The following is an 11,850-nucleotide window of genomic DNA, read 5'->3' as shown; positions in this document are numbered from 1 at the left end:
CGACAGCATGAAAAGAATTATTCTTATTACGATGATTGCCCTAATTGCCTTCATTCAGGCGAATGTAAGTTTTGCAGCCAATAAACCAGGAGATAAAGCAACTCCGAATAAGGTGAATATCCCGCCTTCCGTATTGAATATTGCAAAGGAGAATACGTATCCGAACCCGACTCAGGATCTTCCGATGCTGCAGCCGAGTAAGTTTGCCAAACAATTGATCGGCTCGTCGGATATAAAGATTGAAAATCCAGAACTCATTCATATGTTGAATGAATCAGCAATTGCAAAGGCTCCGCTTGCTTTTGGTTATAGGGCGACCATATACCTTGGTCATTGGGCCTTGAATTATGAGTCTTCGGAAACGGCCCCAAACTGGGAATACCAAAAGATCAATATGAATTACTATGATAATCGCGGCGGTGAAGTTCCATACAGGATCCGTTACATCCAGGAGAGTCAGAAGGCAGTGAGCGGCGGTCTTACCGCGAAAATCCCTAAGGCTGAGGATGTTCAAAAGATGATGCTGTTAAAAGCCACAGAAAAAACCAATTTGCCATTGGCTTTCGAAACGATCATCGGAGCTGGTACGAAAAAAGATGAGGTATACAATGTTGCTTCAAATAGGATAGGTTACTTATCCAGTTATGCTTCTGCCGTCAATGAAAAAGGAAAGGTCACATATGGGGAAGTATATTTGAACCTAAAAGGAAATAAGCGAACCATAACGATCAAGAACATCACTTCTCAAGGCATCGGTGCATGGATACCGATTCAGGACCATGTTTCCTTCAGCTTTACAGTCTCTCAGCAACCTAGGTAAAAAGAAAAACTCGCCGGATTGGCGAGTTTTTTCTTTATATGGAAGACTTCCTGTTCCTGAAGTCTTCCATCGGGTAGTATGCATTTTTGACGAGAACATTCGGGCCTAGACATTTGACTGCCGGGCAGTGGCAGTTCAATTCATTGGCCAGTTTCGAATTCATCCATGTGTCATACGATTCGGTCAATGGTGAATCAATGATATTTCCCAAAGTAGGTGCGTCCCCGAAATCGGTCACGATCACTTCCCCAGTGAAAATATTGACGTTCAACCTGGAACGTCCATCAGGGTCATTTCGAACCGTCACTTTATGTGAACCATACAGGCGTTGAAGCAGCTCTATATCCTCTTTAGCGTTATTGCAAGGATAGAATGGCAGGGTACCAAAAAGCATCCATACATTTTCATCACGGATATCAAGCAAATGATGAATCGCTTCACGCATATTTTCCAATGATAACGTTTCAAGTGCCGAAGCGAAATCGCTTGGATACATCGGATGAATTTCATGTCTTTGACATCCCATTTCATCGACGATTTGTCTGTGAATATGCTCAAGATGCGGCAATGTGCGTTTATTAAGCATCGTTTCTGCAGAAACCAGCACACCAGCTTTTGTCAGGGCACGGGAATTTTCGATCATTTTATCAAATAACTTCTTTCGCTGTTCCCGTGATGGTTTTCGGTCCATCATGGCGAAGCCTATATCAATGAATTCATCGATCGTTCCCCAGTTATGGGAAATGTGCAGAACATCCAAATAAGGAATGATTTCCTCGTACCGTTCCAAGTCAAGGGTCAAATTGGAATTGATTTGTGTGCTGACCCCACGGCTACGGGCATATTTCAATAAAGGTAAAACATAATTCTTCACTTGTTTCCTAGATAGCATCGGTTCCCCGCCAGTGATGCTGAGCGAGCGAAGCAAAGGAATCTCATCAAGGCGCCGAATCAGTAATTCCAAAGGCAGAGCATCCGGATCCTTAGGCTGAAGTGTGTAACCGACAGCACAATGTTCGCAACGCATATTGCAAAGAGTGGTGGTAGTGAACTCCACATTGGTCAAGCAGAGTTTTCCATATTGTTCAACGTCCATATATGCTTCCCAAGGATCATACTTGGGTGTAATTGGTGTTAAAAGATCTTGCTTGATTATTGACATGTTTAAAACTCCTTACGTAATAATGCACTAACCCATTATGAACAATGGGGACAAAAATTGTCAAATGGCGGAGAGCTGCATTTTAGCTTGCCATTGCACTTTCAAGCAGATTTCGTTACGATGAAAGAAGAACGGAAGGAGAGTGCCTCATGGGAAAATCCATTACAGGTAAAAACGAACAATTAACATACTTAAAAGAACGCCTCACGATGTTCATGGAGGTTCTTGATCATATCGAACCGGAAAATACTGAATTGGAAGATATAGACCGCTTAATCGGCATGATAGATGATTTGGAAGGCAAAGTTGAACAATTCAAAACCCGCGAAGAATAATATCTGTTTCGATAGTATGATTTTTTCAATGTTAATATTCATGAAGGGATGACGAGCAACCTGCGTCATCCCTTTTTTATATATAATGATTGATTGCGTTCATCATAAATAGGTAAAGATTGGTGATGACATTTTACTCATGGGCTTATTCTTTGCGGCTTGAACATTCCTCTTCAAATTGCTTTTCATTAAGAAAAATAATTACTTGTTTTCGAAAGATTATGTTAGATGTATAATAAAACGGGTGTTGTATCATTCGCTCTTTATAGAGAAGCAGGGAAATGATTAAATCTAGGGGAAATAAGAGGGGGAAGAGAAATTTGGATATTCAAAAATTCCAAGAAAGTATGTACAGTCTTATCGTTGAAACTTCAACGAATCTTCCAAAGGATGTTCGTCGTGCGGTAAAAAGCGCAAAACAACGTGAAAATGCAGGCACTCGTTCAGCGTTGAGCTTGGCCACCATCACGAATAATATTACAATGGCTGACGACAATGTATCACCGATTTGTCAGGATACTGGTCTGCCGACTTTCAAAATTAAAACTCCAGTTGGCGTGAACCAACTTGAAATAAAAGACGCAATCCGTAATGCAATCATTTTAGCAACAAAGGGCGGAAAACTTCGTCCAAACGCAGTTGATTCTTTATCGGGTGAAAATAGCGGGGATAATCTTGGGGAAGGTCTTCCTGTCATGAAATTCGATCAATGGGAAAAAGACTACATTGATGTTCGTCTCATCTTAAAAGGAGGCGGCTGTGAAAATAAAAACATTCAATACAGTCTGCCTATGGAGCTTGAAGGATTGGGGAAAGCGGGCCGTGATTTGGACGGAATCCGTAAATGTGTCCTACACTCTGTCTACCAAGCACAAGGACAAGGATGCAGTGCCGGCTTTATCGGCGTTGGTATTGGAGGGGACCGTTCATCCGGATATGATCTGGCTAAGGCTCAACTTTTCCGCAGTAATGAAGATGTGAATCCGAATGAAGATCTTCGTAATCTTGAAGATTACATCATGAAGACAGCTAATGAATTGGGAATCGGCACGATGGGATTTGGCGGCGAAACCACACTGCTTGGATGTAAAATCGGTGTCATGCACCGTATTCCGGCAAGCTTTTTCGTCTCCGTTGCTTACAACTGCTGGGCTTTCCGCCGTTTAGGTGTGAAAGTGAATCCCGAAACAGGAGAAATCAATGAGTGGTTATACCAAGAAGGCGAGAAAATCGACTTTGCTCTAGAAGAAGAAAAAGCAGCGAAGGAAGAAGTGGCAGCCACTGTAGAATCTGACGTTGAAGCTTCCCGTGAAATCACCCTACAAGCACCAATCACGGAAGAACAAATCCGTGAATTAAAAGTTGGTGACGTAGTTCATATTAACGGCAGAATATATACGGGCCGTGACGCTATCCATAAGCACTTATCTGAAAATCCTGCACCAATCGACCTAGACGGACAAGTCATTTATCACTGTGGACCAGTTATGCTGAAGGACGAAGAAGGTAAATGGCATGTGAAGGCTGCGGGACCAACAACAAGTATTCGTGAAGAACCATACCAAGGCGATATCATGAAACGATTCGGCATCCGTGCAGTCATCGGTAAAGGCGGAATGGGACCGAAAACATTAGAAGCACTAAGTGAACACGGCGGCGTTTATCTAAACGCAATCGGCGGGGCTGCTCAATATTATGCAGACTGCATCAAATCCGTCGAAGGTGTTAACTTTACTGAATTTGGTATTCCAGAAGCAATGTGGCATTTGAACGTTGAAGGATTTACAGCAGTTGTTACCATGGATTCACATGGAAACAGCCTCCATAAAGATGTTCAGCAATCTTCATTGGAAAAATTGGCACAATTCAAAGAACCAGTATTTAAATAATGTATGGTAAAAGACGCTCACCAATCGGTTGAGCGTCTTTTGCATATCTTACTCGTCCATTTCCGGAAGTGGATCAATCCTCGATGAATCCTCCAAATTCAATCCACTTTTCACAAAATGAATAAACACTCCACCACCTAAACCAAGACAACCAACAAAGCCTAACGTGATAACCCATTCCAGCATTTCATTCCCCCCTTGTTAAATGTATATGAAAAAAAAGGCGATAATTACCTCATAAAAGTACAATCTTTTGGAACGGCCGCACATATATTAGAAGAGAAAGGGGGGATTTTCATGCAGAATAGCTACTTCTTATTCTTTATCGCCATGTTATCAGGTTTTGCTTTCATCCAACTTCCTGTGGCAAACACTATTTTCTCCGGTCTTGAAACATTCCTAGACGTAATCGGAATTGTAATCGTTCTCATTTTCGCCATCACCATTATTTGGAAGGCTGCACAGGCGCTATTTAAAGGATAAACAAACAGAGGGGCCAATCCTTTTCGGAGGAAAGGCCTTTTTTTGTGTGGGATTAAGGTTATAATTCAGCCTAGAGCAGCAGAAATCGTCCAACCGGATAATTCGCCCCACGGAGCGAGATTCGACCTTCGCAATATCATGCATATAAATCTCTATGTTCCAAACACTAAGAAAAAAGAACATGGGGGATATTCAAATGAAAAAAATCGTGATTTTATCCGTTTTTATATGCTTGATATGCTCTTTGGCAAGTCCAGCTTTTGCAGAATCCTATAACTGGGGCTTCAATAAAGGGAAAAATGGGACACCTGCCGATGCTGGTAAAAACTTCAATGAGATGCTGCCTAAATATGAGGCGATTTATAAAGGGGATACAAAGAAAAAAGATATATACTTAACGTTTGATAACGGTTATGAAAATGGGTACACGGCGCAGATTCTAGATGTTCTGAAGAAACATAAGGCTCCTGGGGCTTTTTTCGTCACGGGTCATTATTTAAAAACGGCACCCGAGCTTGTTGTCCGTATGGCGAATGAAGGACATATCGTCGGGAATCATTCTTGGAACCATCCTGATATGACCAGTGTGACGGATGATGTAATTCGCACTGAACTGGAGAGGGTTAAAAAAGCGACGGAAAAATTAACCGGTCAACAGGGGATGAACTACCTTAGGCCCCCGCGTGGTATATTCAATGAGAGAACAATGAAAGTCGCACAAAAAGAAGGATATTACCACATTTTCTGGTCGCTTGCATATAAAGACTGGATTGTTGACCAACAAAAGGGTGCCGCGTTCGCTCACGATGAAGTGCTTAAGCAGATTCATCCCGGGGCGATATTATTACTGCATACCGTATCAAAAGATAATGCGGAAGCACTCGACTCGATTTTGACGGATCTTGAAAAACAGGGATACAAATTCAGTAGCCTTGATGATTTAATGATTGCGAAACAATTGCCAAACCGAATGCTTTATTAAAATAAAAAGCGGGTCCTGTAATGATAATTCAGGTCCCGCTTTTATCCATTCTCTTCAATTTCAAGTAATATTCCTGGAAACATGCTATAATACGTGGAAAACTGCTAAAGGATGGATCGCTTGTGTGGACAGAAAAATTACAGGTTCAAGGACCCTATAATTTCGATCTTGTTCTCGAACGATTATCGTTAGACCCACTTCAGGTAGTTGATTTTACTAACAGGACGGTAAAAGTTCCGCTATATATAGAAAGAGAACCAATCGTTTTGCAGGTTCAGGCAATAGGAAATATCGATGAGCCATCTTTCATCATCAAAGGTCATTCAGAGGTTTACAAGTCAAAAGCAATCGAACGGTTAAAAAAGGTTTTTCATTGGCATCAGCCATTAGAAGGCGTTTCCCGGCATTTCCGGGAATCAGATTTAAGGGAAATCTTCGAAGAGCACCGCGGTACAGCCATAGTCTTGGACTTCGATTACTACAGTTGCCTCGTCAAATGCATCATACATCAGCAATTGAATTTATCTTTTGCACATACGCTCACGGAACGATTCGTTAAAACATTCGGTTACCAGATAGAAGGTGCCTGGTTTTATCCGACATCGGAAACAACCGCCCAACTTCAAATCGAGCAATTAAGAGCCATTCAATTCAGTGGCCGAAAAGCGGAATACGTCATCGGACTTTCCGAGCAAATCATTCAGGGCCATCTCAATCTTGATATAATGGACAAGTTATCCGATCAAGATGTTATGGATACACTAATAAAAATACGCGGTATCGGTAGATGGACGGCTGAAAACTTCCTGCTTTTTGGACTCGGCCGACCGAATCTGTTTCCCAAAGCCGATATTGGCATTCAAAATGCCTTGAAAAAATTATATGGCTTACCGCAAAAGCCAACCCAAGAAGAAATGGAAACCTATAGTGTGAAATGGGCTCCATATCTAAGCTACGCTTCCCTCTATTTGTGGAGAAGCATTGAAAAACGGAGTGAAAAGAAATGACAAACATTCAAGATACAAAACTAGAAGTGGATCAAACGCTTCCTCTTACCATTAAACGGCTTGGCATTAACGGGGAGGGAGTCGGTTATTTCAAAAAGAAAGTCGTCTTCGTCCCAGGAGCATTACCAGGTGAAGAAATAGTAGCTTTAATAACGAAAGTACAGCCGAACTTTTCTGAAGCAAAAATAAAAACCATCCGGAAAGAATCACCGCACCGCATTGCAGCCCCATGTCCGGTTTATGCTGAATGCGGAGGATGTCAGTTACAGCATTTAAGCTATGACCAGCAGCTTATTGAAAAACGCGATATCGTCATTCAAGCGATGGAACGTCATACGAAATTCCCGATTTCTTTATTAAATATAAAAGAAACAATCGGCATGGAAGATCCTTGGAACTACCGCAACAAAAGTCAGTACCAAGTCGGTCAGAAAGATGGCAAATTGATTGCCGGTCTTTACGGCTTAAACTCCCATAACTTGATCGATATTCCCAACTGTCTTGTACAGCATAAGGCTACTAATAAAGTAACACGTACAGTGAAGAAGATCCTAAAGAACCTGAATATCTCGATCTATAATGAAAGAAAGAGAAAAGGTGTGATCCGTACAGTCATTACAAGAGTTGGCTTTGAAACAGGTGAAGTGCAGGTGGTCTTAGTTACAGGAGCGGAAGAAATTCCACAAAAAGATCAATTGCTTAAACAAATTCGTGACCAACTGCCGGAAGTGAAATCAGTCGTTCAAAATATTAATAACCAAAACACATCACTTATTTTTGGCGAAAAGACGATCCATCTTGCAGGCGAAAAAGTCATCAACGAAACATTGGGTGACCTATCATACGAACTATCGGCCCGTACTTTCTTCCAACTTAATCCGGTCCAAACAGTCCGCATGTATGACGAAGTGAAAAAAGCGGCAGCCCTGACCGGCACTGAAAAAGTCGTAGATGCTTATTGCGGTGTAGGCACTATCGGACTTTGGCTGTCTGAAGATGCAAAAGAGGTTCGCGGAATGGACGTCATCAAAGAATCCATTGAAGACGCCAAGAAAAATGCCATAAGACACAAACGCACCAACATGCATTATGAAACAGGCAAAGCCGAGAATATCCTGCCACGCTGGACCAAAGAAGGCTGGAAACCGGACGTGCTGGTCGTCGATCCACCAAGATCCGGCTGTGACCAATCCTTACTGCAGGCCATCTTGAAAGTTAAACCGAAAACCATAGTGTACGTATCTTGCAATCCGTCTACATTGGCGAAGGACCTTCAAGAATTGAGCGCATTATACGAAGTAGAATCCATGCAGCCTGTGGATATGTTCCCGCAGACGAGCCATGTGGAGTGTGTCTCGCAACTCATTTTAAAAGAAGGCAACTAACCCTATACGGGAGTTGCCTTTTCCTTATTCCATTTGTAGCGGATTAATAAATTTTTTATATTGAATATGAATATCGCCAGGATGTAAGAAGATAGTTTTTCACAAATTATAAATGTCCAAATGTACTTGTGTTTGATAATAAGTTATTAAGCATGATATAAGTGTAAAAGAAGTGGAACATTTGGCTTTATATTTTTTGACCGAGAGTTTGAAGTTGTATCCATAGTGAGAGGATTTGAGTTTGAAATGATAGATAATTTTTGGCGTGATTTACCACGACCATTTTTTGTACTTGCACCAATGGAAGATGTGACAGATGTTGTTTTTCGCCACGTAGTAAGTGAAGCAGGTCGACCGGATGTATTTTTCACAGAGTTTACAAACTCGGATAGCTATTGTCATCCAGAGGGCATGAAAAGTGTGCGTGGCCGTTTGATTTTTACAGAAGATGAACAGCCAATGGTGGCACATATTTGGGGGGACAATCCCGAATATTTCCGTCAAATGAGTATTGGCGTGGCAGAGCTAGGATTTAAAGGCATCGATATTAATATGGGCTGCCCTGTACCGAATGTGGCATCAAGAGGGAAAGGTAGTGGCCTTATTCTGCGTCCAGATGTTGCGGCAGAACTTATTCAAGCAGCAAAAGCGGGCGGACTGCCAGTCAGCGTGAAAACACGACTTGGCTATAATGATGTAAATGAGTGGGAGGAGTGGCTAAAGCATATTTTAAAACAGGAGGTTGCGAACCTTTCTATTCATTTACGTACAAGAAAGGAAATGAGCCAAGTGGATGCGCATTGGGAGCTAATTCCGGAAATCAAAAAATTACGTGACCATATCGCACCAAATACGCTACTAACAATCAATGGAGACATTCCTGACCGTCAAACTGGGCTGCAGCTTGCTGAACAATATGGTATTGATGGCGTTATGATCGGGCGAGGTATTTTTAAAAATCCTTTTGCTTTTGAAAAAGAGCCAAAAGAGCATAGCAGTAAAGAATATCTTGATCTTCTAAGACTGCAGCTTGATCTTCAAGATCAATATGCGGAAGCACTGCCACGTTCAATCACAGGGCTTCATCGCTTTTTCAAAATTTATGTCAAAGGATTCCGTGGAGCTGGTGAATTAAGAAATCAATTAATGAACACGAAATCAACAGATGAAGTGCGTGCATTGCTTGATAACTTTGGAAAAGAATGTTGATGGGGCGGGGACAGTGAAATGATGTAGCTCTCCAAAAGTCAGAGAAAAAATGAATCACATCAACTCATGTGTACTTATTTTATTCAGTTTCAAGTTCCTTTGCAGCCGGCAACTTTTGTTTTGATAAAGTCTGTTTTCTAAGTAATCATGAAACTGAAAAGAAAATAATAGGCAGATTGATCCGGGAATCCGTAAAGGGTTCCAGGATTTTCAGCTGCGTTTATTCCCATCCATTTGTGAAATAATGAAGGTACTGTGAAAAAAGAAAAATATACAGGAGGTTTATGAATGCATAATCATGATATATTAATTCGATTAAGATATGCGCTGGATATAAAAAATAAAGATATGGTAGAGATATTTAAACTCGGGGATATTGAAGTGACAAGAGAAGAAGTCATGCAGATGCTCACAAAGCCGAAAGACGGTTTCTATGATGAATACGACGAAGATGATATGGATGATGAAGGTATAAAATGTAACAATACGATGTTGGAGTCCTTTTTAAATGGCTTGATCATTTTTAAAAGAGGGAAACAAGAACCAAAACCCGGCCAGCCAGAAAACCCGGCACCTACTGCAAAGAATAAGGAAAGCATGAATAATATTCTGCTAAAGAAAATGAAAATCGCGCTGACATTAACAAGCGAGGATATGATTGATATCTTGGAAGAAGCAGGAGTCATGATAACCAAAGGAGAATTAAGCGCCATTTTAAGAAAAGTTGGTCATAGAAATTATAAAGAGTGCGGGGATAAATTCGCCAGGAATTTCTTAAAAGGGTTAGCTTTGAGATATAGGGGATAAGGGTTCAGTAATAGCGGCTATATTAAAAAAATGCACATTATGATAATTTCGCCTTGATTTCGTGAAAATACTTTTCCGATTTCGGGGTCTTTTTCGTTCGTTTAAACATATAAAAAGTGTGGAATCGTATAAAAAATCGAATGTGCCCATAAGGCACCTCCTGCACACTCATGCCGAATTCCTGTATGATTCAATACACTGTTGTATGTCTGTTTTCAAAATAATTGGGTGTCTATTCTATAAGTTGGCTTTATAAAGTTGTGTATAATGTGTGGACAAAAAAAGAGAAGTAGGAATTAATCACATCGCTCATACCTATTAAATCCGTTCACTTGATTTTCCCTTTGGATAATATGGTAGATAATAGATTGTACGTATTTCTCATTTCATCATTAAATGGTAGTTGCCTATTGCATTTCAGCCTCAACCACATAGTTTAATAATAAAAGGTTGAACGAGGTGCAGAAATGGATGATAACAAAAAAGTGATAACCATTTTAGGAAGTGCGGGAGGGGCCGCAAAATCAATACTTTCCATATTGAATAAATCAGTTATTGATAAAAGGGATCCAATCCATCATTTTATTTCCAGTTGTACTTTACATTTAATCGATATTAAACAAAAAGAAGAAAAATATTATCATGAATTATTTCCACAGCTAAAAAATCACTTTGTATTCCATCAACTTGATTTAAAAGATACAAAGAGGTTTACTAAGCATCTTGAAAGCACAAAAACATTTTGTGTAATAGATCTATCACGAGCGGATACGGTTGAAATACTAGATTGCTGTAATGCATTAGGTGTTAATTATGTTAATTCCGCTATAGAAAAAACAACGATTGACGAAAAGGAAGAATTATCTCATGGATTTCCTTTAATTGAACGAATCAGGCATTTTGAAAAGTATAAAGATCAATTTTCAAATTCAACAGCCATCATTGGTTCGGGAATGAATCCAGGGGTGGTTCAATGGATGGCCGTTGAGCTGTTAAAGAAAGATTCAGGAGAACGTCCACTTGGCTGTTATATTGTAGAGCATGACAATTATTTTTTTAAGGACAAGGCGAAGGCAAAAAAGGACGTCATTTACACAACCTGGTCTCCCGAGTGCTTTCTGGACGAGGCTATTTCAAGCTATCCGATGTTTATGAACCACCATACACCGCTCTTTTTATATGAAAATGTTTATGATGTCGAATTTAAAGTCTCTTTAGGGGACAAGCAGTTTTACGGTTGTTTAATGCCTCATGAAGAAGTATATTCTTTGGGCAAATTGTATGATATGGAAGGCGGCTTTTTATATAAGGTAAATGACCATACGACGGAGTTAATCCGCTCAAAACTGGATGATGTTGATCAATTATGGGACCATGAAATGGAGGTTCTCGATCCGCTTGAAGACGAACTTGAAGGGGAAGATCTAGTTGGTGTCCTTATTGTTTATCAAGAAAAGGAGCATTATATGTACAATGTATTAGAGAATGGCGAAATCTTTTCCAAATACAAAACCAATGCAACATACTTTCAAGTGGCCTGCGGTATATATGCTGCCTTATCGGTGCTGCTAATGGATCGAATCCCCAAAGGAGTTTACTATGTGGATGAGTTATTGTTAAAAACCAATAATCATTATGGTCAATATTTGACCTATTATATGACGAATTTTGTAATAGGGGAAAATAAACATTCAGATGGTCCTTTACTTCACAGGATGAAAAGGGTGAACCCATAATGTACATTTGAAGTCGTCATCAATGAAAGGGACTG

12 protein-coding genes are annotated in these 11,850 nt (G+C 40.4%); 10 read left to right on the top strand and 2 right to left on the bottom strand.

Annotated elements, in window-relative coordinates; translation table 11 throughout:
- Positions 1-7: 7 nt before the first annotated feature.
- Positions 8-820: a YfkD famly protein gene (locus tag ACFX4L_RS19050; protein WP_377385648.1), complete on the top strand. Its 813-nt coding sequence runs from the start codon at positions 8-10 to the stop codon at positions 818-820.
- Positions 821-854: 34 nt separating this feature from the next.
- Here ACFX4L_RS19050 and yfkAB read toward each other — a convergent pair whose 3' ends face one another.
- The gene (gene yfkAB, locus ACFX4L_RS19045) at positions 855-1,976 is read right to left on the bottom strand and encodes a radical SAM/CxCxxxxC motif protein YfkAB (RefSeq protein WP_377405909.1); all 1,122 of its coding nucleotides are present in this window, start codon (positions 1,974-1,976) and stop codon (positions 855-857) included.
- Between the two features lie 155 nt (positions 1,977-2,131).
- Between yfkAB and ACFX4L_RS19040 the strand changes: the two genes are divergently transcribed.
- Entirely contained in the window at positions 2,132-2,317 is a 186-nt protein-coding gene (locus ACFX4L_RS19040; RefSeq protein WP_089362622.1) for an SE1561 family protein, read from the top strand.
- Between the two features lie 320 nt (positions 2,318-2,637).
- Entirely contained in the window at positions 2,638-4,206 is a 1,569-nt protein-coding gene (locus ACFX4L_RS19035) for a fumarate hydratase (protein WP_377385645.1), read from the top strand.
- Between the two features lie 48 nt (positions 4,207-4,254).
- On the opposite strand, the gene ACFX4L_RS19030 is transcribed toward ACFX4L_RS19035, so the two are convergent.
- Entirely contained in the window at positions 4,255-4,392 is a 138-nt protein-coding gene (locus ACFX4L_RS19030; protein WP_176431897.1) for a hypothetical protein, read from the bottom strand.
- Between the two features lie 111 nt (positions 4,393-4,503).
- Here ACFX4L_RS19030 and ACFX4L_RS19025 point away from each other — a divergent pair, with 111 nt between their 5' ends.
- From ACFX4L_RS19025 to ACFX4L_RS18995, 7 genes are all read left to right on the top strand, one after another.
- Positions 4,504-4,689 carry a hypothetical protein gene (locus tag ACFX4L_RS19025; RefSeq protein ID WP_089362623.1) on the top strand — a complete coding sequence of 62 codons (186 nt, stop codon included), beginning with the start codon at positions 4,504-4,506 and terminating at the stop codon, positions 4,687-4,689.
- Positions 4,690-4,885: 196 nt separating this feature from the next.
- Positions 4,886-5,671 (top strand): delta-lactam-biosynthetic de-N-acetylase, encoded by a 786-nt coding sequence (gene pdaA / locus ACFX4L_RS19020; RefSeq protein ID WP_284471872.1) that lies wholly within the window; start codon positions 4,886-4,888, stop codon positions 5,669-5,671.
- 122 nt (positions 5,672-5,793) lie between these two features.
- A complete protein-coding gene (locus ACFX4L_RS19015; protein WP_176431899.1) occupies positions 5,794-6,678 on the top strand; it encodes a DNA-3-methyladenine glycosylase family protein in 885 nt (294 codons plus the stop codon).
- Positions 6,675-8,063 (top strand): 23S rRNA (uracil(1939)-C(5))-methyltransferase RlmD, encoded by a 1,389-nt coding sequence (rlmD, locus tag ACFX4L_RS19010; protein WP_377385638.1) that lies wholly within the window; start codon positions 6,675-6,677, stop codon positions 8,061-8,063. Before ACFX4L_RS19015 ends, rlmD begins: the two co-directional genes overlap by 4 nt.
- Before the next feature lie 246 nt (positions 8,064-8,309).
- Positions 8,310-9,272, top strand: coding sequence for a tRNA dihydrouridine synthase (locus ACFX4L_RS19005; RefSeq protein ID WP_377405897.1), 963 nt, complete (start codon positions 8,310-8,312; stop codon positions 9,270-9,272).
- A gap of 288 nt (positions 9,273-9,560) precedes the next feature.
- Entirely contained in the window at positions 9,561-10,079 is a 519-nt protein-coding gene (locus ACFX4L_RS19000) for a YehS family protein (RefSeq protein WP_089362628.1), read from the top strand.
- Between the two features lie 467 nt (positions 10,080-10,546).
- Positions 10,547-11,815: an S-adenosylmethionine decarboxylase related protein gene (locus ACFX4L_RS18995; protein ID WP_317777278.1), complete on the top strand. Its 1,269-nt coding sequence runs from the start codon at positions 10,547-10,549 to the stop codon at positions 11,813-11,815.
- Positions 11,816-11,850: the final 35 nt, after the last annotated feature.

Origin of the sequence: Peribacillus sp. YIM B13482 (assembly GCF_042787975.1) — a bacterium.
Classification (GTDB): Bacteria; Bacillota; Bacilli; order Bacillales; family DSM-1321; genus Peribacillus; species Peribacillus simplex_A.
The sequence above is the reverse complement of the archived record's forward strand: the minus strand, read 5'-3'. Positions and strand labels throughout refer to the sequence as shown.

Coding starts and splice junctions, on each gene's coding strand:
- ACFX4L_RS19050 (WP_377385648.1), top strand. CDS start 8: ATGAAAAGAATTATTCTTATTACGATGATTGCCCTAATTGCCTTCATT.
- ACFX4L_RS19040 (WP_089362622.1), top strand. CDS start 2,132: ATGGGAAAATCCATTACAGGTAAAAACGAACAATTAACATACTTAAAA.
- pdaA (WP_284471872.1), top strand. CDS start 4,886: ATGAAAAAAATCGTGATTTTATCCGTTTTTATATGCTTGATATGCTCT.
- ACFX4L_RS19005 (WP_377405897.1), top strand. CDS start 8,310: ATGATAGATAATTTTTGGCGTGATTTACCACGACCATTTTTTGTACTT.
- ACFX4L_RS19030 (WP_176431897.1), bottom strand. CDS start 4,392: ATGCTGGAATGGGTTATCACGTTAGGCTTTGTTGGTTGTCTTGGTTTA.
- ACFX4L_RS18995 (WP_317777278.1), top strand. CDS start 10,547: ATGGATGATAACAAAAAAGTGATAACCATTTTAGGAAGTGCGGGAGGG.
- ACFX4L_RS19025 (WP_089362623.1), top strand. CDS start 4,504: ATGCAGAATAGCTACTTCTTATTCTTTATCGCCATGTTATCAGGTTTT.
- rlmD (WP_377385638.1), top strand. CDS start 6,675: ATGACAAACATTCAAGATACAAAACTAGAAGTGGATCAAACGCTTCCT.
- ACFX4L_RS19000 (WP_089362628.1), top strand. CDS start 9,561: ATGCATAATCATGATATATTAATTCGATTAAGATATGCGCTGGATATA.